Genomic DNA, 19,869 nt, shown 5'->3' on the forward strand with positions numbered 1-19,869 from the left:
GCTTCCCCTGTGGTCGTTCCCTGCCGGAAAGGCCGGATGGTAGCGCAGGACCTGGCGGGAAAGGTTCGTCTACGGCATAGAGGCGACGAATGTAAACCTATGAAACACCATGCACATGCAGAGCAGGCATGCGGTAAACTCGGAGAATCCACTGTGCCTCCAATTGCGGCAATCCGACTGGCTCGTATATGCGCCTACTCGGCGCAAGCCCCGGAATGGGCGCAATTTGTGCGCTCGGTTTCTCCCGTGATTGCGCTGGCAGCCCGGCGAGTGAGTACGGTCTGGGGCGATCCCTCCAATGTGACCGTGAGCGAAATCATGCAGGAAGTCTTTCTGAAACTCTGCGAAGACGACCGGCGGATTCTTCGGGAGTGCGAAGACCGCGGCAACGATTCCTTCCTGAAGCTGCTGAGAATGATTACCGCATCCGTTGGGACCGACCATTTTCGGCGCACAAGGGCCGAGAAGCGTGGCGGACGCAGCCAGGCTGTGCCTTTGGAGCCGCAAATCTCCGCCGACGAAGTTTCTGACTCTAAAGCAACGGATGCGGTGGAATGGCCGAGCCTGATCGCCCAACTGGATGGTTTGCTGAAGTTATACCCGAAGACAGTCAGTGCGCGTGACCGGGACTTGTTCTGGTTGTATTACAGACAGGGTTTGACAGCCGAGGCCATCTCGCGGATTCCAGCCATCGGCCTCAGCGCCAAAGGAGTGGAAAGCGCACTGCAAAGACTTACTCGATTACTCCGCGAAACAATTGAGAATGGAAAGCCAAAACCGGAGCCGTCAGAAAAAAAGTTACCGTCTGCAACAAAAGCAAAAGGCTTTTCCCGCGTGGTTGCGATTGACAGTGTGAAGCGCAGATGAATAACAGCGAGAATAACAATCAGATGCAGATCTCCGACGAAGATTTGCTAAGGTTTCTGGATACACCTCCGCAACTTAGGAGTCTGCGGGAGCATTGTGAGTCTTCTGTATCAGAAACTCTCGTCTCTGATTGTCCAAACAATGAAAGTTATTTTGATTTAGCAGTAGGAGACATCGTGGGCAGCAAGGCCGACGAGTTACTGACCCATGCCGCTACATGTGTTCACTGTGGTGACGTACTTGCCAGAAGTCTGGGCGCGCTGGACGGGAACCCTAGTCGCGAAGAAACCTCCGCAATTGCCGAACTCGCAGCGGCTCGCACCGAATGGCAGGAGAAACTGGCGAGGGAGTTGGCGGCTACATCCGCGAAGAAGCGGCCGTTCCGTTTCCCGAGCAGCCGCTTTAACCGCTGGAACCGCTTGGTCGGCGGAACGGCCGTTGCAGCCGGACTGCTGCTGGCGGCGGGCGTATTTCTATGGCAGCATCGAGCCAATACTCCGGAGCACCAGCTCGCGATGGCTTACGAACAATCGCGAACGCTGGAGTTGCGGATTCCAGAGGCGCCCTATGCGGCCATGAGTTCTAGCGGCCACACGCGGGGTGCGCTGGCCGACCGTGAGTCTCCGCAGCTGCTGGACGCCAGGGCCAGGCTGGCTCGCGAACTGGAGCGCGCTCCGCAGGATACGCACTGGCTGGAGTTGCAGGCCAGGGCAGATGTGCTCGAAGAACGATATAGTTCGGCGACGGATGTGCTGGACCGGCTAGTGGCTCAAGGGCCGGTAACGGCGGAACTGCTGGCTGATGCTGCGTCCGCTTATTATCAACGGGGTTTGGTCTCCGGCAGCGAACTGGACCGCTCGACGGCGCTCGAGTATCTGCGCCGCGCGGATGAACTTGCTCCGACGGACCCGGTGATCCTCTTTAATGAAGCGATTGTGATGGAAGATCGCGGCCAGATGATGAACGCGGTGGAGGTTTGGAACCGCTATATTACGGTGGAACGCGACCCAAAATGGGCAGCCGAGGGAAAGCGCAAGCTCGCTGCTCTGGAACAAACGCTGAATCGGCTGAAGAGTCACGAAAGCCGGATCGACAAGATGCTGGCCACCCCGGAGGCCATGGATGCGCTGGCTGCCGATCCGCAGAAACTGGCGACGCTCGACGAGGAGCTTTCTACTTACGAACTCGATAAGTTGCTGCTGGCTGCGTATCCGCTGACAGCCGATGCTTCAAGCAACTCCCGGCAGGCGCGAGCTTCCCCTTGCTCTGAGAATTGTCTCGCAACACGTAGATTATTGAAAGCGGTCGCTTCTTCTTTAGAAATTCAGCATCACGACTCCTGGCTCACTGACTTAATTTCCCCTGACATCGAGAATCTGCCTCCTGCGGCGGCGAATACTTATATTCAAGCCCTTCGCGCGATAGGGACGGCTACGCGCAAAACTGAGACGGGCGAATCGATTGTGTCCCAGGAGCTCGCTGCACATGCGGGGAATTTATTTCAGCTATTGAGCGGCTTGGGCAAGGCCGATCCTGCGCTTGCTTCCGCTGCACGGGTTGGGGCAGAGCGGTCGGCGGCTGAATACATGATGACGCTTCAGGCACAGGTGAAGTTCAGGGAATGCCGTGACTATGCGCTTCAACTCCGCGCGAAATCGCCGGAGCGGCCTGAATCCAGCAGGCACCGCTGGATTCAAACCGTGAACCTGATCACGGAGAAGGTCTGCGACGATACTCCGGAAACTCAGCAGGCCGGTCGCCGTCTGCTGCTTAGGGCCTCTCGCATGGCTGAGGCCGACAAATACCGTCTATTGCAGGCACGAATCAGCATGAGGCAGGTAGACGAGGCACAGGACGCCGGGGACGATGAGTCGGCAGAACAGATCGCAGTGGCAACACTGCGCAGGTTATATGACGGCGATCCGCCGTCGTTTCGAATCACGAATACGCTTAGTCCGCTCTGCTATCTCGAGGAAGACTCTCCTCGGCCCCATGTGTGGGTGCTGTGTAAGACCGAAGAAATGGGCTGGGCTGCACAGCTCGGGAATCACGCGACCGCAACCTTGTGGCGGATGGACCTGGCGCAAGCAGACATGCGCGTGGGTGCGATGCAGGCAGCAAAGAACCAGATGCGCCTGGCGCAGGAAGAGAGGACCGCATTAGGACCATCAAACCCCGTGTACCACCTCTTTACAGAACCAGAGATATTCCTTTCGGATTCACTCCTGGAACAGGGGGACTTGGCGGAAGCCGGGCATTATCTGGATCTGGCAGCGGCAGGTCTGAGTAACTACTCCGATAGTTGGGGACTGCGAACTTATGCCGCTTCCCGGGGACAACTGGAGTTGGCTCGCGGACACCTGGATAAGGCCGCCGAAACACTCGAAGCTGAAATCCGCAGTAGTGAAGGCAGAAATGTTCGTGGCGGAGACCAGACAACCGGCGCCGAATATGCTGCACTCGACCATGACCTGTACGCAGAGCTGGCTGCCACATGGCTGGCGCAGGGACGGTCGCCGGAGAGTGTGCTGGCGCTGTGGGAGCGCTTTCGCCTGCGGTCACGTGGCCTGCCGATCACACAATGCCCGGCTGGCACATTGGACTGTGAACTCCCCAGAGTGATCGAAGCGAGGCGAAAACTTGAGGACGATATCCTCACGGGACAGATTGTTCTGTTGGACCGGGTGCTTGTGTACCGGGTCGATAAGTCCGGAGTGATGTGGAGCACGAATCCCGTACGTCGCAAGGATGTGCTGGATGAAGCTCAGATGCTGGAGCGTGCGGTCAGTTCACCGTTTGCATCGCTGGCAACGACCGCGAAACTGGGCGCAAACCTGAGCAATGCCCTGCTCCCGACGCTGCCCGATGATCTGGCGGCCAACTCCTCGCTGCTCTTGGAGCCGGACCCGACGTTTCAGAATCTTTCCTGGCCAGTATTGCCGACTCGCACCGGACCTCTGGGATTGCGCTATCCTCTTGCCGAACTGCGGTCCATGCTGGCGGCGGAAGGGAATGATCATTCTCGTTCGCAGTCTAATTTGGAGCACATGGATCGAGCGCTGGTGGTCGGCGCTTCGATGGCGGCGGGAGATACTTCGCCTTTACCTGAGGCTTTGACCGAAGCCAGAAATGTGAATCGGTTTCTTAAGTCGCCGGAGTTACTGCTGGGAGAGCAGGCAACCAACAACCATATCGCCGAGCGGATTGGTTCCGCTACCATATTTCACTTTGCCGGTCATGCGGTGCAAACCAGGAGCGGCACGGAGCTGTTATTAGCGGAAGATACACCGAACCAGGAAACTCCCTGGGTGGATGGGACATTCCTTCGGCAGCATCCTCCCCGCGCCTGCCGGCTCGCGGTGTTATCGGCCTGTTCGACAGGAAGCCGCGAAGCATCGTGGAAGCAGCCGCTGCAAGATATTGTCGAGACGCTAAGTTCGCTGGGCGTGCCGGCGGTCGTCGCCACGCGCTGGCAGATCGACTCCGAGGCGTCGGTGCCGTTCATGAATGCCTTCTACACGAGCCTCGCTCAAGGAAACTCTGTAGCCGTGGCGCTGACTTCTGCGAGGAGAGTACAATCCGGTCAATCTCTCTATAACAACCCATATTACTGGGGCGCTTACTACGTCACCGGTAAGGAGAGTATCCGTACGATTGGAGAGTTAAATGCCCGATCAAAAGAAAGCAAAGAAGCCTGGAAAAGGCAAGTCCAGCGCAGAGGGCGTCCTGCTTGATGTTGTATTTGGTGGTCCCCTTCTGTTTGTTCCCGCTGTAACTGACAATAATGTAACAGGCGTTGAAGTTTACTCGCCTTGCAATGGCCACCCGGTCGGGGCTGTGTTTTTGCCCGGTGTCTGGTTTTCGGATGCCGAGTTGCAGGACCCGAAGTGCGAGCGTTGGCCGGAACCGGAAAGCTTCTCTCTGCTCGACTCCCATAGCTACACGATCGACCTGAAACAGGAGTTAGCCAGGAAGGGCAATGACGGCGCGTTTCCGGTCTCGTCCATCCCCGATACCAATCACAAGATACGGCCAGGGCGTAAGTTGAGCCATGAGTGGAGTATCCATATCGCGGTCAATGGCCAGATGTCCAATTGGACATCTCCCTGCCTGGCAGACGTGAAACCTGGGCTGTTCCATGGGTCCGATTCACCGACAACTTCAAAAGTCGCTCTGACTCACCGGCTGACTTATACAGGAGTGACAGGAGCCGAGTTCTGCGGTGTGTCGACGGAGGCCAAGGAGTATTTGAAAGCGAATATCTCCAAGGGCGGGACTCTGATCGTTCTCGGGGAGCTCCCATATCACTCAACACTGGCTCATGAGCGGCAGGCGATTGATGCCCTTGCGAAGCTGGCGGGGCTCGACTTGCGCCTGCTGGCGACAACTCCCACGCCAAAAGCGACCAAAGTGATGTCCCATGTCGACCCCTGTTACCACTCCATTGTCGTGGCCTGAAACATCTCAGGTGCTGGCCTTTTGCTGGCAGTGAAGTCTACAGAATGGCGGAGCTGGGCACGAATCCTCCCCTCTCAGCTCTCGGCTCGTCTGCGGCGACTCTACGTGCCAGCCTTCGACGGCTTCCACTGGAGCAGAAAGTTGGTGACGGCGCTCGATTCCATGCGGCGCATGGGGCCGAACTCCGTATTGCGCTGGCTGTAGAGCAGCTTCCCATGCTCATCGAGAACGGCAAGAGCCGGAACGCCCTTATCCATCGGCACCTGGTAACGCTCTGCGATCTTCAGATTCTGGTCTCTCATACCAATATTGATGCGAACGAGGACGTAGTTGGCGTCGAGGAGGGGTTTGTTGATTGGGTCATGGAAATATACGTCCAATACCTGGCAATCGATACACCAGTTACCGCCGAAGTCGAGAATAACTCGTTTGTGATGAGCGGCCGCGGTCCGAAGCGCGGTAGCCAGGTCGATTCTCGCCTGCTCGGGAGCGGGATAGATTTCGCGTTCGGCACGGCATGGAATTGCGAGGATGGCCAGCAAAACCGCAGTTAAAGCTATCCAGGAAGGGAAACGAAGGAGCTTACGTAGATAAGACACGGGGAAAAGAACCTCAATGTCTGATTTTTAGCGCGAATGAAACGAAGATGCAAGACATAGGCAAGCTTTTGGGAGTATTCTCCCCGAAGAGTTAAGCTAGAGACGTGGCGACTGAGATAAAAACCGTGCGCAAGCAATTGGAAGAGGCCACATTTGCCGACCTCGACGCGATGATGGCGGCCTATGCAGCAGCGGCTGTTACGATAGCCTGCGAAGTTTTTCGCCAGCGCCTGGATTACAACTCGGATTCGATGGTTGCTTTTGAAGCAGTGTTATCGGAATTATCAGAAAAAACTGAGTTGGATTACGACTTCGAGGTAAAGTTGTGGGGCAGTTACCTGGGTGAAGTTCTACGCAGACGCTATGCCGGCGGGTGGGAGATGACCCAATATCCCGGAGGTGTAGCGGCAGTACCGGCGGTCGAGGTTCGCGGTTCGCGGCTGTTTCCGCTGATGAAGGTCTACCGGCGGATCACGATGGGGGACTCGGAGAGCATTGCAGCTTTTTTTGATATGGTCACGGAGCGGCTGGGCAGGCCGGCGCAGGTAAATTAGCGTAATCCCTTGCGATCCTTGCAATCCGAAATCCTCGCTTCGGCGTACTCGGAATGTCAGATGATTGTCACGCTCAGCCGTTGATCCCGCCAAGTCAACCTTGATTGTGCGACAATAAATTTTGGAAGGCTGTCGCGCGGGATTCTCTTGTGAGAGGTTCTCGAATGCGAGGCGGAGACCACTCCGCGGAGGAACTATTATGGGTGAGCTATTTCAACCGACCCACCTGCTGGTGATTGGATTGATCGTTTTTGTGCTGTTTGGCGCCAAGCGCCTGCCAGAACTGGGCAAGGGACTGGGTGAGGGGCTGAAGGGCTTCAAGGATGGAATCAAGAGCGGTGGCGAACCGACACCGATCGCGCAGCAGCAGAACGTGGCTCCCGCACAGCCCAAGGCTGAGCCGGTCGAGCAGAAGCAAACTCCGGTAGCTTAGATTCTCCAGACTTTCGGGGTGTAAGCCTGTCATAGATTTCGGCGATTACGGCCGAGCCCCGATTGCAAATGGGATTGGATTGCCTCCTAATAGGCCTTAGGACGGGTTTCAAAACAGGAAACCAGGGCCGAATTCCTCCTTCGTCAGCTATAAACTCAATAAAACAACCGATGCCAAGGCTACAACCATGCCCAGAGCTTGCCTTCCGGTAGGCCGTTCGCGCAGAACCACGGCTGCCAGCAGAATGGTGAAGCCGGGATAGAGCGAAGAGACCATTGCGGCCAGATCAAGCCGCCCGGTGTGCGCGGCCAATGTGTAGCCGAGATTTCCCATAGTGTCGAGGATCCCGGCGAGGATGCCTATCCTCCAGAATCCACTGCGGATGCGGCTGCCGGGAATTCGACTTTCTGGGTTTCGCTTCTCGATCTGGCCACCGGTTTCGCCCGGGGTTTGCCGCGGCCAGACAAAAGCCAGAATTGCAGCCATGCCCAGCACTCCGCCGATGCGCGCTGAAGTGAGCGCCCACAGAACGCCGTCATTGGCTGCGAGTTTGAACAGAATGAGTTGCAGGCCAAAGCCCGCGCCAGAGATGGCTCCCAGAAAAAGGGCGAGCGGGGGCGTGTTGTGACCGGGCGAATGGCTGCCGGAATAACAGACGAGCCAGATGGCCACGCCGCCCAGAACCAGACCTGCCAGAGCCTTAGGCGCGGGTAGGCCCTCGCTCCACAATCCATACAGAACCGGCACCAGCGCCGTGAGCAGGCCCGTGAGAGCGGCGGTAAGCCCCATCGCGCCCATTGCCAGAGCGCGGTAGAAAAGAACCAGCGCGAGCGAGCCCTCAATGCCGCCGATCGCGCCTTCCAGGAATTCCGTTCGGTGCGGAAGGGCAAAATGGCCAAGCCCGCACCAGACCAAAAGGAGTAAGAGCGTGACGAGATGGCCCGAGGCGACAACAAGCATCGCCGGATGGCGACGTGCGCCGATGCCACCCGCGAAGTCCGAGCCACCCCAGGTGGTGGCTGCCGCCAGTCCCAAGCTCACCGAAGCGATGGAACTGGCGGGCGATCCGGATACGGGCACCCCTAGCGGACGTCCTGCGCGGAGGGGTAGTAGCCGGGCTTGGCCGTGACTTCAATTTCCTTGCTCGGCCTGTCTACGCGCACGTCGATAGCGCGATATTTGTTGTCAATGAACGGCTCATGACTGTAATAGACGATGGTGTACTGGGTGCGCGCCTCTTCGGCGATGTGCTGGTAGCTCTTCTCGATTCCGTTCACGCCTTTTTCAGCGTCGAGACTTCCACCGGTTGCCTGGGTGTACCGGGGAAGAACGTTGTCGTTCATCTGGAATGGAATATGGAAGCGGCTCACATAGCCCTCACCCCAGCGCGCCGAGTCACCGACCAGCGTGGCGTAGACTTCGATCTTGTTGGTCTGCAGGTACTTGATGACTTCTTTCGTGGTGGCTTTGCTGCCATATTCCTTGCCGTCGGAGACGACGTAAATGATACGGCGGTGCCCCGAAGGGCGTGTGGAGAGTTCGGTTGCTGCGCGCAGGATAGCGTCATTGAGGGCGTGAATCTCTTTGACTGGATTCATTTCCATGCCGCCGGCGCTGTGACCCACCTGGAGATTGGGATCGACGCAACTGCCGTTTGCAGTAATGGAGCAGCCGGCCAGCGCGCCCCCTGTGACGGGAACGAGCTCTTCTCTGCCCGTAGCCTTGTTCAGCGCGAGAACGGCCTCAAGACGCTTGCTCTGAGCGCCAGTGAAGCCGGTAAGTTCCTTTGGGCTGGGGCCATTGTAGGAAAAAAGCGCCACTTCGTCGTAGGGGGTGAGCGCGCCTTGTATGGATCCCAGAGAGTCGTTGACCTTGGCCATGGTGTCCTCGGTCAGACTCTGATCGATGACAAATGCAACGGAGAGCGGGTAGGGATCGACCGAAAATACCTGGATGCGTTGCGGCTGATTGTTCTCAAAGATGCGGAAATCCCGATACGTGAGGCCGGGAACGAGGTGCCCCTTGGAGTCCTTGACGGTGACCGGCACTTCGACCGCGTTGGTGTAACTGCGAATGATGGTGGTAATGGCCTCGGGGCCGGTGTTGGTCGGAGGAATGATCGGCGGTGTTTTCTGAACGTCGTCTGCCGGCGGCTGCGTGGGCCTCGTTGCTTGAGGCGGCGCATTGTCTGGATCAGACGTTGAAGAGGTAGCGGGCGACGGGGCCGGGTTCGCTTCCGTCTCCTGGGAGCCAAGGCCGGGGGTGATCTGGCTCTTGACGTCCGACATCGGGGCTGGGGCCTGTGGGGCGGGCGCGTCCGGAACCGGAGCCTGCGCCGGTGGTTGCGACGACTGAGCCTGAAGAGAAACAGGGACTTGCGCGAGAATGAATGCCAATGGCATTTCAAGAACCAGGGCGCAAGAAATTCGTGTCAAACGACGATTCACAGAGCTTCCTTTTTCCGCAGAGACGCTGCGGCTCACAGATGGTGCCAACGATGCTGCCTGCCGACCGGAACTGCCGAACAGGAATTTCCCGGCTGCATTGGTCAGATTATCAGACGCGGCAAATTGCTGCTGGTCTCAAAAGCGGTGCAAAAGCTTCGGATATGCTTCCCATGAGGGCCTAAAATGCGTCTACCATACATGCAGAATAAGATGCGAGCGCCGATGGAAGTGTCGCTTCGATCTCTCCGGTCCCTGATGCTGCTGGGTATCTTCCTCAGCGCGGCAGCCGGGCTGCATGCGCAGTTGGCCCCGTCTCCCGACGAGTCGCCGGTAAGCAACGCTCCCCCGCCCAAGCCGGAAACGGACGAACCGATGACGACACTCAAGGTTGACGTCAATCTGGTGAACCTCTTCTTTACGGTGAAAGACAAGAATGGAGCACTGATTCCGCATCTGACCAAGGAGAACTGCTCGGTTCAAGAGGACAAGAACCCGCAGACGCTGAAGCATTTTCAGGCGGAGACCAACCAGCCGCTGACGCTGGGCATTCTGCTGGATACCTCGGGGAGCCAGCAGCGCGTGCTGCCGCTGGAACAGCAGTTCGGGAGCCAGTTTCTTTCGCGAGTGCTCAAGAGCAAGGATGAGGCATTCCTGGTGAGCTTTGACGTGGATGTGGACCTGCTGCAGGACTACACCAACAATGCTCGTCTGCTGGAGCGCGCAATGAACAAGGCCGAGATCAACACAGCAGCCGGCAATGGCGCGGGCGGTGTGCCCGGCATCGGACAGGGACCTGTGCCTGTCCACGGCACGCCGAAAGGAACGCTGCTCTACGACGCCGTCTATCAGGCCTCGAATGAAAAACTCAGCCGTGAGACGGGACGCAAGGCGATGGTGATCCTGACCGATGGCGAGGACGAGGGCAGCGAGCACAAGATTACCGACGCCATTGCCGCGGCGCAGAAGGCCAACGTGATCATTTACGGAATTCTGCTGGCGGACCGGATGCAATATGGGAGCTTCAGCTTCGGCTACAACGGCGACTATGCCCTGAAACGGATGTCCGACGAAACAGGCGGACGGATGATCAACGTGGGTAACAACGGGAAGAAGCTGGAAGCGGCCTTCGCGCAGATTGAGGACGAGTTGCGCACGCAGTATGTGGCGGCCTATACCCCGACCAACAGCAAGATTGATGGGACGTACCGCAAAATTGCCGTCGCGTGCAAGGCCGACCAGGGAGACGAGTTGAAGGTGCAGGTGCGCAAGGGATATTACGCTCTGTCTCCTGAGGAATAGCTCAACTTAGCAATTTTCCTAGGCTGTTTTCGTCCGATTTCGGCACAGTAACCGGCAGTTCCTCCCGGAAGTTACGAGTCGCCTGGAGAGCCCGTAATCTGGCGCGCGAGTTCTGTCTTATCTAATATCGGCTCATGTCGCAGGAACCTTAGGCGCAAGTAAAAGACCTCGCCGGGTTCAGGCGCGACCAAGGAGCCGGAGATGAACAGCGAATCCCAGACCGTCGAAACCTATGAGATCAGCGCACGCTTCCGCAAGTCGCTGGAAGACCGTATTGCGCGGCTGGAGCGCGACGCCATTGAGGATGAGAGGATGCTGGCTTTGCTGGAGTGCGAGGATCACATCCGGCGACATAGGCGACTGGTGGCGGTGCAGCGGGCCGAGGCATTGCGCATGAGGCTGTTTCTGGATCGGGCGCGGATGCGCCTGCCGCGGCCGCTGATTGCTCTCTAGGACCCGCGTCGGAGATTTGCCAAAGCGGGAAGATTCAACATCATGACGATCAGGATGATCAAAACGATACAGATTTGCCGAAATCGGGAATAAGATGATCGTTTAAGTTATCCAAGTTCTCGCCTGTTAGAGAGAATTCCCGATTAGGGGCGCATTGCTCCAGTTCGTTTCGGCAGGTCGGTAACGCGCGTGTTGTGTTTATTATCGGGCCCCAAGATTAAAGCTATCGCAGGTAACCCGATGGTAGAAGATCATGCAAATGACGTTTCTGTCGGAATTGCAATTCAGGAGAAGTTCTCAAAGTGACGCCGCAAGTTAGTCTATGCGCGCACATTGCGCGGCTGGCTCTGCAAGAAAGGCGATATAAATGGATGAACCTCCAAAGATCATCTTTGATCCCGCCACTTTCCTGTCCAACGCAGGCCTCGGACGACGGATCATCCGCCTCAAGACCAAGGAATCTTTTTTTTCCCAGGGAAATCCGGCTGACTGCGTTTTTTACCTCCAGAACGGCCGGGCCAAGCTAACTGTGGTTTCCAAGAATGGCAAGGAAGCGACCATCACAATGATCGCCGCCGGGGAGTTCATTGGCGAGGAGTCGATTGCCGGACCGATGGGCCTGCGCATGGCTACCGCGACGGCGATCTCGCCATGCACGGCGCTCAAGATCGAACGGGCGGAGATGATCCGGATTCTCCACGAGGAGCACACCTTTTCGGATATGTTCCTGAAGTTTCTTCTACACCGGAGCATGCGAACGCAAGCCGATCTGGTTGATCAGCTCTTTAACTCCAGCGAGAAGAGGCTGGCGCAGATTCTGTTGCTGATGGCGGAGTTTGGCAAGCCGGGCGAGCCGGAAACGCTGATTCCATCGATTACGCAGGAGACCTTGGCGGAGATGATCGGAACCACCCGTTCGCGGGTCAGCTTTTTCATGAACAGGTTTCGCAAGCTGGGGTTTATCGAATACAAGGGCCGCATTCGGGTGCATAAGTCCCTGCTCAACGTAATTCTGCACGACAAGCTTCCTGAGCAGGACCTCCAACTCCCTTCCGTTATCACGTACGCAAGGAAGCAGCGCCTGCACCCCGTGAAGCTGAAAGTGCGATAAACGTGCGATAGTGGAACGCCAGGGAAGTACCGACAGAGCACCAAGGCCGCTTTCCCGTTCGGAAAAAGCGGCCTCGCTCTCAGAAGATATTCCTGCTATCGGACAGAGCGTTGCTCCGCGCGTGCTGGCTTCCGCGTGGACCACTGCGGGTGATTACCAGGGTAGTTCCTGTCCCAGGTGAATATATTTGCCGCTTGGTCCGTCCGGGCCGAGCAGGGCCAGTGCGACGCTGGTTTTGGCTCCATCGGGAATTTCCATCGGCGCGGCATCCGTGCCCATCTCCGTCTTAACCCAGCCAGGATGCGCGGAGTTAACTTTGATCTTTGTATCTTTCAACTCATGCGCCAGGTGGATGGTGTAGGCGTTGAGCGCAGCCTTCGAAGCGTCGTACGCGAAGCTCTTGAAATCGGCGATCGGGCTTTTCGGATCGGCGTGAAGGGTGAGCGAGCCGAGGATACTCGATAGGTTCACGATGCGTCCGGAGTCACTCTTTTTGATCAGCGGCAGGAGCTCGCGCGTGAGCGATACGACGGCGAAGAGATTCGTAGAAAAAATTCTTTCGAGTTCCGCGTCTTCAACCTGAGAGGTGACATTGGTGAAGCCAGTGGATGAGCCAACGCCTGCGTTGTTGATCAGAATGTCGAGTTTGCCGAATTTCTCGCCGAGATACTTCGCGACTGCCGTGCGATCGGCTGCGCTGGTGACCTCAAGCTGAACTCCATAGGCGTCGATGCCCTGCGACTTGAGACTGGCGGCAGTTTCATCGGCAGTCTTCCGCGTTCTCGCGCCGACAACGACTGTAACTCCCTGCTCTCCCAACTGCTTCGCGGTTTCCAAACCGATCCCGCGATTCGCACCGGTGATCAGTGCGATCTTTCTATCCTGCGCCATAGTGAATCCTCCTGCGAGCAGTAGATGACCTCCTCTGAGCAAGGATTCAGGATTTCTCTGTCATGGCCGCTTGAAATCGTTCGATGCAGCGAAGCGCTCTTCGGCGAGTCGATGCGCGTTCATGGATAATTCATGGGCCTGTTTCGATAGCTCGTGCGCAGTGAGTCGATCTGCTTTGCAGTGGGCGGCTGCGGCTGCGGCGTGGGCATGAGCGGCGAGATTGTGCAACTCCGCTACTCGATTGTGGGCACTTTGGGTCATGATGCTTTCCCCTGCTGCGCGACCGCTTTTCTCTTCTGAAAGCGGTGCGACTCCATCGATTGTCACGATGGAGCAGGCTGGTTTCTGTATCGATTTGTACGGGACGCCCTCACGGCTCCTCAGCGGCAGAGGCAAACGGTGGGTTGAGAAAATCGAGGGTGAGCAATGTGGAGCAGCAAATCTGCCGCCAACCGAGCGACTATAGTCGCGGAGACAGCTCTGTCGCTTGATGACAAGTGCTAAGGAGACGTTGTGAAGACAGCTTTGGCAATCACCAGTGGTGTCGGGGTAGTTACTTTGCTCTTCCTCGGATGTGTATTACTCAAAGGATTACCGGACCTGGGCCGCTACATACGGATCAGCAGAATGTAAGCGGGGAACTGTCAGTCTCCGCAAACAACCTATGCGCGGATCGGCTTTTGGAGCACCGGGCGGGAATTGAACCCGCGAATACTGGTTTTGCAGACCAGCGCGTTAGCCACTTCGCCACCGGTGCTCATCCTGCGGCCGACGCTACTTCTCTTGTAAAGAGTTTCCGCCGACACTAAAAACGTAATGTGCTGCCTACATTAAAAATCCCACCTCGCTACGGAGCGGGGTGGGTACCATGAGTCTCGATTCCAGTGCCTCGAATCTATAGCTCAGATTAAGCCCCCGCGGTGCTGTGGCAACAGCAGCGGGCAGAACAGGCGAATCGTTGAGCTGAATATCGCATTGAAATCGAAACCTCTTGCGCAACAACTAGAGAACCAGCCCGGTAAGGGAGTTCTCTGCGTTGCTTATTCCCGTAGAGTAGAGACATCGACGGGAGGTGTCAAGTGTCTCAGGTGTTTCAGGCTGCAATCGACGGGAAGGAGAACGAGACTGCGAGCGGTCTCGAATACTTTGTGCTGGATGTTTTCAGCGAGACACGGTTGAAGGGAAATCCGCTTGCGGTGGTGTTGCACCCGGGCACGCTGACCACCGAGACGATGCAGGCCATCGCCCGGGAGACTAATCTCTCGGAGACGACCTTTGTCGAGCGCAGAGACGCGGAAATCGAGCGCCGCGAAGGGGTGCTGGTACGGATCTTTACAACCCAGGAGGAACTGCCCTTTGCGGGTCATCCCACGCTGGGAACGGCGAGCCTGCTCCGAACAATCGCACCGGAGTGCATGGCCGGCGACACGATTCGCCTGGCGCTTAAGGTGGGCGCGGTTCCCGTACGCTTTGAGGCCTCGGCGACCGCGTCCGCGTGGCCCGTGCGCGGCGAGATGACGCAGCGCGATCCGGAGTTTGGCGAGGTCTTGGAGACAGCGGAGGTCGCGTCCCTGACCGGCCTCGATCCAGACGACTTCGATCCCCGGTTGCCAGTGCAGATTGTCTCGACGGGAACGGCCTTTGCCATTGTGCCTCTGCGCTCGGCGGAGGGACTCAAACGTCTTCGGGTTCGACAGGAAGAAGCCAGCGCATTCCTGAAAGCCCGTGGAGCGCGCTGGTTCTACGTGCTGGGTCCGACGGTCTCCGCGACATCAACAGACGCAGCGTTGCCCCCACAGGCGCTTCCGGAGTGGCGGGCACGGATGCAGTTCAACGGCGGGGAGGATCCAGCGACTGGCTCCGCAGCGGGCTGTGCAATTAGTTACCTCGTGGGGCATGGCGCGGTGGAATCCGGACGAACGGTGCATCTGCGTCAGGGGGTCGAGATGGGACGGCCCAGCGAACTCTTTCTGAGCGCGAACCTTACGGACGCCAGGACACCGATCACAGAATCCCGGATTGGGAAGGTCACCGATGTGCGTGTTGGGGGCAGCACTGTTCTTGTTGCAACGGGGCGCCTTTTCCTGCCGTGATGCACACTCTTTCAACAGGCCCGCCCATAGGCAAGATATTGCCAACAAGGGACCTAGCCGAGAAACCCAGATTTCCAACCTTTTCCCACAGCACAGTTTCGCCTATTCTTCCCCATTGCACGCATTCTCCTGTCCCAATAGTCTCGGAAAGCGTTGCAGGAGCCGAGCGAGAAAGCTGGCTGGTCCTGCCTTTCGATTTACACACAACGAAGCTGAGGAGAAGTAGACAGACCCGTTTCCCGAAGACCTTTTCGGTGCGTCAGACCGCGCTTTCGTAAACAAGATGTTGCCCGCCAAAAGGGTAATCATCCCAATCGCGATTCGATCTGAATCCTGAAGAGTCCAGACGAGAAACACGGGCGGGAATCTCTGTTTCTCTTTTCCTCACCGCAGCCTTGATCTGGCTTCGCATTCCAGACTCAGGTACGGCGGCACTGCGCTCCAGGCGTAGACGGGAGATTCCTGTCTTATGCCTGTCTGACGGGCGCTCTGCATCTTGCCGTCTCTGGGTGTGCGGGATTTCCGCGCCTTGCGACCATGTCTGCTGCGGCCGACGATCTATCGCTGCCTTCCAGCACGGCCAGACCTCGCGAAGCGGTCAGGAGCCGGCCAGGCACCTAGCTATATATCCCCCGAAGGAGCTCCTCGAACAGCCATGCGACCCAAGAAAACCATCCTTTGCGTTGACGACAACGAACAAACCCTTTCCGTGCGGAAGTTTCTGCTTGAGACACGCGGCTACCGCGTCCACACGGCGATCAACGGGCATGATGCCATTGCACTCTTCTCTACAACGCAGATTGATCTGGTTTTGACCGACCTGGGGTTGCCGCAGATGGATGGAAATGCGCTGATTGGCCATCTGAAGGAGATTTCTCCCGATATTCCAATGATTCTCACCAGCGAGACGGTACGCGCAGGCGAGCGTTCGCACCGAGCCGACGCCTTTCTGGCCAAGGGATGCTGCTCCCCTGCTGATCTGATCGAGCGCATCCGCGTGATGAGCGCGCGCAAGCGGGGTCCGCGCAAGGCAGTGCAGCCGTTGCCTTCACGCCCGATGCAGGATGTTCTGGTGGCCAAGGCCTCTTAGACGCTTCGCGAGCAGAGCGTGGAATGGAAAGATTACTGCCTATTCCGCGCTGATTCTCCTGATCCTGTAGACTGGCAGGCGAACGTCGCGGGTTGAGCCAAATCTTTGTATGCCCGAACCCGTCTCGCGGACATCGAAAGCCATACATCCGCTGCACAACAGTAAGCCCTGGACTGAGGAGCGCCCATTGAGTATCCACGACATTTACGACCAAATCGTGCTGGTGCTGCAGGCCTCGATCCTGGTGATTGCGGCGCTGTTTCCAATTGTCAATCCAATCGGGAGCGCCGCGGTCTTTCTGGCGATGGTGGATAACATCGACGTCGAGCTGCAGCGCAAGCTGGTCAATCGCATTACGATGTACAGCTTTTTCCTGCTGTTCCTGTCGATGCTGTGCGGCGGCAAGATTCTTTCCTTCTTTGGCATCTCGCTCTACTCGGTGCAGATCGGCGGAGGCATCATCGTGGCCGCGAACGGATGGAATCTGCTGACCCAGGACGCCAAGAAGGATCAGGGCGCTATCTGCAATCCGGAAGAAGTGCTGAATCAGGCCTTCTATCCCTATACGCTGCCGATCACGGTGGGGCCAGGATCCATCTCAGTCGCGGTGGCGCTGGGCGCGCACCTGCCCTCGCAACTGAATGCGAAGTCCTTCGTCTCCCCTGGCATTCTGGCGGCTTCGATCGTCGGAACGCTGGTGATATGCGGGATTGTGTACATCTGCTATCGCTGGGCGCGCTCGGCTACATTACTACTGGGCAAGTCGGGAACGACGGTGCTGATGCGGCTCTCGTCGTTTATCTCGTTCTGCATCGGGGTGCAGATTCTGACCAGCGGGATACGCAGCTATATTCAATCGCTGCATTGAGAGCTAGGCGTTGGGGATTTTGGTTCCCTGATGAAAGAGCATCTGCCAGCCGTGTTTGGATCGTATCCAGAGCGAGCTTCGCAGACTAGCCTGAGGCGCATTCGGGGATTGCTCGGGGACGGCACGATAGGTCGCCAACGCAGTTTCCGGTCCAAGACACTGGACGGTGAAGTCCGCGATGCGCGGGGCTGGTTGAGGTGATTCCGAAGTAAGGAATTCCAAAATTGTCGCTTTGTTCCAGATGCGGCCGGATGAGCCGAATTCGCGGAACTCCTCGGCCAGCAAAGCGGAGACCTGATCGCGATTCTTGCGGAAGACCGGGTCCATGAGCTGCTGCTCCTGTCTCAGCAACAACTCATGGAGAGTTCGATCTTGAACCGCGTTCATTGGTCCGCGTTCATTTGCCCGCGTCCGCGGTTACGGGCGGCTTGAGGTAGGTTTCAAACTGCGCCAGGATCGAGTTGAAAAGATGCGGGCGCACCTCTGTTCCGGCTATCGAATGCGTCTTGCGGGGGTAGATCTGCAGGTCGTAGGGAATGTTGTTTACGGTAAGCTGCTGGATGAACTGGACAACGTTTTGCAGATGTACGTTGTCGTCGCCCGTGCCTTGGACGAGCAGCAGGTGGCCGTGGAGTTTGGCGGCTGAGTTGACTACCGAGAAGTCCTTGTAGCCGGAAGCGAAGTCATTCGGCTCGCTCATGTAGCGCTCGGTGTAGATCGAGTCATAGTTATGCCAGTCGGTGACAGGAGCCACGGCCACGCCGGCACGGAAGCGGTCGGAGTGGGTGAGCGCATAGAGCGTGAAGGTGCCGCCCCAGCTCCATCCCCACCAGCCCTGGCGCTTAGGGTCGAGCTGCGGATACTTGGCGAGAGCCGCGTCCGCCACGGCGAGCTGATCTTCCAACTGCACGGGGCCGAAGTTATGATATGCGGTCTGTTCAAAGTCTCTACCGCGGCGGCCCGATCCGCGACCGTCAGTGTGCAAAACGGCGAAACCATGCTGCGCGAGCAGCGTGTCGAAGAGAAAGCTATCGCCGCCCCAATGATTCTCGACCGTCATCGGGCCAGGACCGCCATAGGGGTTGAGGATCAGTGGAACGGAAGCGGGATCGGTTTTGCCTTCGGGCAAAAGAAGCGTGGCATACAGGGTCGACCCGTCGCTCGCCTTCACTTCCAACTGCTCGGGTGCGCGCAGATGGTATGGTTCCACGGCGCGCGTGGACCAGAAGAGATTGCACTTCGATTCATGATCGCCAACACGGCACAGACTTACGGAATCCGGCGTCAGACGATCCGAATAGCGGTCGGTAAAGGCTCCGCCGGCGGGGGCAAAGCTGCCGGTATGATATCCAGCGGCAGTGGTGATAGGCTTGCGCTCGCCGCTGAAACTCACCTGCCATATCTGCCGCTCAAGCGGGCTGCCCTCATTCGAGGAGTAATACACGACCTTGTGCTGGTGGTCGACCTCCAGCACTTCATCTACTTCAAAATCGCCTTTGGTAAGCTGGCGCTCCAGTTTCGCGGGGCCGCCAAGCGGATTGTTTACGTCGTAACTGTAGAGATAGAGATGGGTGTGGCCATCCTGCCAACTGGTGAAGATAATCTTCCCGAAGGCAACGGATATGTCGTACTTTTCGGCGAAAAACTTATCGTCGCTCTCCTGGAGAACGAGCTTTGCCTGACCGGATGCGGCGTCGGCAAAGTAGAGATTCTTGTGTTTATGGTCGCGGCTCAGCGTCTCGACCCAGATCGTCTTGCGATCGGCCCAGCCAAAGCGCGGGATGTAGTCGTCGCCCGCCTTGAATCCCTCATTGCCCAGCTTAATCCAGACCGTCTTGCCGCCGGTGGGGCTGACAACTCCGACCCGAACATCCGGATTGGGGTCGCCGGGCTGCGGATAGCGCTGCCTGTCCACGTTGGGATGCAATGGAATCCAGTCCGTGATGGGGTACTCGGGAACCCGTGATTCGTCCATTTGCAGGTATGCAATCCGGGTGGAATCGGGAGACCAGAAATAGTTGCTTTTCGCATCCAGTTCTTCTTCGTAGACCCAGTCGACCTTGCCGTTGAGCACGGCGGGATTGTTAGTCACGGCCGCGTTGGAAACCGGCGTCCCCATCTCACGCAGGTGGATGACCGAAAGGCCGTGTTCCTCCCCATGCTCATTGATGAAGGAGAGCAGCTTGCCATCGGGCGAGAACTTGGGATCGTCTCCGGAGGCTGCGCCGCTGGCGCCGATATTCAGCCCGGTGCCGGTCTTGAGGTCATAGAGCCAGAGGCTGCCGTTGGTGTCAAAGAGCAGATGAGCAGAATCGGGCGCCCACAGATAGCCGGCCATGTGGTAGCGGGCGCGGTGGTCGCGATCCCTTTCACTGGCGGTGTTGCTGTTGAGCGAAGACAGTTTGGCGCGGCTGACCAGGATATGCGGTTTGCCGGTGCCGGGGTCCAGGTCGATGAGTTCCCCGCCATCCATATAGGTAAGGTGCTCGCCATCCGGAGACCAGGTGAGTCCTTCTGGCGCGCCGCCAGCGATCGGCCCATGCGCGTAGATGTCTTCGACGGTAAGGGTCTTGCCCGAACTCTGGCCGTGGAGTTGCGACGCAGCGGTAAGGGTGAGAAGAATTGCGGTTGAAAGACGCGAACGGAGATGACAGGAAATCAATGAGATGCCTCGTAGGAAGTGGTGAGCCTTGAGCGCGCAAATTT

Annotated in this window: 19 protein-coding genes and 1 tRNA gene; 12 read left to right on the forward strand and 8 right to left on the reverse strand. The window is 57.7% G+C overall.

Features of this window, described 5'->3' with window-relative positions; genetic code table 11:
* Window positions 1–99 precede the first annotated feature (99 nt).
* The 3 genes from OHL23_RS01715 to OHL23_RS01725 all read left to right on the forward strand — a co-directional run bounded on the left by OHL23_RS01715 (window position 100) and on the right by OHL23_RS01725 (window position 5,325).
* A complete protein-coding gene (locus OHL23_RS01715) occupies window positions 100–867 on the forward strand; it encodes an RNA polymerase sigma factor (RefSeq protein WP_263350044.1) in 768 nt (255 codons plus the stop codon).
* A 176-nt stretch (window positions 868–1,043) separates the two neighbouring features.
* Complete coding sequence (locus OHL23_RS01720) at window positions 1,044–4,601, forward strand: CHAT domain-containing protein (protein WP_263350045.1); 3,558 nt, start codon at window positions 1,044–1,046, stop codon at window positions 4,599–4,601.
* Entirely contained in the window at window positions 4,534–5,325 is a 792-nt protein-coding gene (locus OHL23_RS01725; protein WP_263350046.1) for a hypothetical protein, read from the forward strand. Before OHL23_RS01720 ends, OHL23_RS01725 begins: the two co-directional genes overlap by 68 nt.
* A gap of 101 nt (window positions 5,326–5,426) precedes the next feature.
* On the opposite strand, the gene OHL23_RS01730 is transcribed toward OHL23_RS01725, so the two are convergent.
* A complete protein-coding gene (locus OHL23_RS01730) occupies window positions 5,427–5,924 on the reverse strand; it encodes a thioredoxin family protein (protein WP_263350047.1) in 498 nt (165 codons plus the stop codon).
* A gap of 125 nt (window positions 5,925–6,049) precedes the next feature.
* On the opposite strand from OHL23_RS01730, the gene OHL23_RS01735 reads away from it, so the two are divergent.
* On the forward strand, window positions 6,050–6,478 hold the full coding sequence (locus OHL23_RS01735; protein ID WP_263350048.1) for a hypothetical protein: 429 nt from the start codon (window positions 6,050–6,052) through the stop codon (window positions 6,476–6,478).
* 199 nt (window positions 6,479–6,677) lie between these two features.
* Entirely contained in the window at window positions 6,678–6,911 is a 234-nt protein-coding gene (gene tatA / locus OHL23_RS01740) for a twin-arginine translocase TatA/TatE family subunit (RefSeq protein WP_263350049.1), read from the forward strand.
* A gap of 147 nt (window positions 6,912–7,058) precedes the next feature.
* On the opposite strand, the gene OHL23_RS01745 is transcribed toward tatA, so the two are convergent.
* Both OHL23_RS01745 and OHL23_RS01750 read right to left on the reverse strand, forming a co-directional pair.
* Window positions 7,059–7,991: an EamA family transporter gene (locus OHL23_RS01745; protein ID WP_263350050.1), complete on the reverse strand. Its 933-nt coding sequence runs from the start codon at window positions 7,989–7,991 to the stop codon at window positions 7,059–7,061.
* Between the two features lie 2 nt (window positions 7,992–7,993).
* Window positions 7,994–9,307: a VWA domain-containing protein gene (locus OHL23_RS01750; protein ID WP_263350051.1), complete on the reverse strand. Its 1,314-nt coding sequence runs from the start codon at window positions 9,305–9,307 to the stop codon at window positions 7,994–7,996.
* A gap of 234 nt (window positions 9,308–9,541) precedes the next feature.
* On the opposite strand from OHL23_RS01750, the gene OHL23_RS01755 reads away from it, so the two are divergent.
* The 3 genes from OHL23_RS01755 (at window position 9,542) to OHL23_RS01765 (ending at window position 12,221) form a co-directional block, all read left to right on the forward strand.
* Window positions 9,542–10,657 (forward strand): VWA domain-containing protein, encoded by a 1,116-nt coding sequence (locus OHL23_RS01755; protein ID WP_263350052.1) that lies wholly within the window; start codon window positions 9,542–9,544, stop codon window positions 10,655–10,657.
* Window positions 10,658–10,858: 201 nt separating this feature from the next.
* Window positions 10,859–11,110: a hypothetical protein gene (locus tag OHL23_RS01760; RefSeq protein ID WP_263350053.1), complete on the forward strand. Its 252-nt coding sequence runs from the start codon at window positions 10,859–10,861 to the stop codon at window positions 11,108–11,110.
* Between the two features lie 367 nt (window positions 11,111–11,477).
* Window positions 11,478–12,221, forward strand: a complete 744-nt coding sequence (locus OHL23_RS01765; RefSeq protein ID WP_263350054.1) for a Crp/Fnr family transcriptional regulator — start codon at window positions 11,478–11,480, stop codon at window positions 12,219–12,221.
* A 153-nt stretch (window positions 12,222–12,374) separates the two neighbouring features.
* On the opposite strand, the gene OHL23_RS01770 is transcribed toward OHL23_RS01765, so the two are convergent.
* Both OHL23_RS01770 and OHL23_RS01775 read right to left on the reverse strand, forming a co-directional pair.
* Window positions 12,375–13,112, reverse strand: coding sequence for an SDR family oxidoreductase (locus tag OHL23_RS01770; protein ID WP_263350055.1), 738 nt, complete (start codon window positions 13,110–13,112; stop codon window positions 12,375–12,377).
* A 60-nt stretch (window positions 13,113–13,172) separates the two neighbouring features.
* Window positions 13,173–13,373: a hypothetical protein gene (locus OHL23_RS01775; RefSeq protein ID WP_263350056.1), complete on the reverse strand. Its 201-nt coding sequence runs from the start codon at window positions 13,371–13,373 to the stop codon at window positions 13,173–13,175.
* 252 nt (window positions 13,374–13,625) lie between these two features.
* On the opposite strand from OHL23_RS01775, the gene OHL23_RS28700 reads away from it, so the two are divergent.
* Complete coding sequence (locus tag OHL23_RS28700; protein ID WP_396127255.1) at window positions 13,626–13,745, forward strand: DUF6893 family small protein; 120 nt, start codon at window positions 13,626–13,628, stop codon at window positions 13,743–13,745.
* A gap of 48 nt (window positions 13,746–13,793) precedes the next feature.
* On the opposite strand, the gene OHL23_RS01780 is transcribed toward OHL23_RS28700, so the two are convergent.
* A tRNA-Cys gene (locus tag OHL23_RS01780) sits at window positions 13,794–13,869 on the reverse strand.
* Window positions 13,870–14,191: 322 nt separating this feature from the next.
* Between OHL23_RS01780 and OHL23_RS01785 the strand changes: the two genes are divergently transcribed.
* The 3 genes from OHL23_RS01785 to OHL23_RS01795 all read left to right on the forward strand — a co-directional run bounded on the left by OHL23_RS01785 (window position 14,192) and on the right by OHL23_RS01795 (window position 17,163).
* Window positions 14,192–15,205 (forward strand): PhzF family phenazine biosynthesis protein, encoded by a 1,014-nt coding sequence (locus tag OHL23_RS01785; protein WP_263350057.1) that lies wholly within the window; start codon window positions 14,192–14,194, stop codon window positions 15,203–15,205.
* Between the two features lie 655 nt (window positions 15,206–15,860).
* Window positions 15,861–16,295 carry a response regulator gene (locus OHL23_RS01790; RefSeq protein WP_263350058.1) on the forward strand — a complete coding sequence of 145 codons (435 nt, stop codon included), beginning with the start codon at window positions 15,861–15,863 and terminating at the stop codon, window positions 16,293–16,295.
* 187 nt (window positions 16,296–16,482) lie between these two features.
* The gene (locus OHL23_RS01795) at window positions 16,483–17,163 is read left to right on the forward strand and encodes a MarC family protein (protein ID WP_263350059.1); all 681 of its coding nucleotides are present in this window, start codon (window positions 16,483–16,485) and stop codon (window positions 17,161–17,163) included.
* 3 nt (window positions 17,164–17,166) lie between these two features.
* Here OHL23_RS01795 and OHL23_RS01800 read toward each other — a convergent pair whose 3' ends face one another.
* Together OHL23_RS01800 and OHL23_RS01805 are read right to left on the reverse strand one after the other, a co-directional pair.
* A complete protein-coding gene (locus tag OHL23_RS01800; RefSeq protein ID WP_263350060.1) occupies window positions 17,167–17,550 on the reverse strand; it encodes a nuclear transport factor 2 family protein in 384 nt (127 codons plus the stop codon).
* Window positions 17,551–17,560: 10 nt separating this feature from the next.
* Window positions 17,561–19,825, reverse strand: coding sequence for a S9 family peptidase (locus tag OHL23_RS01805; protein ID WP_263350061.1), 2,265 nt, complete (start codon window positions 19,823–19,825; stop codon window positions 17,561–17,563).
* Window positions 19,826–19,869: the final 44 nt, after the last annotated feature.

It is taken from the genome of Acidicapsa acidisoli, assembly GCF_025685625.1.
Lineage (GTDB): Bacteria > Acidobacteriota > Terriglobia > Terriglobales > Acidobacteriaceae > Acidicapsa > Acidicapsa acidisoli.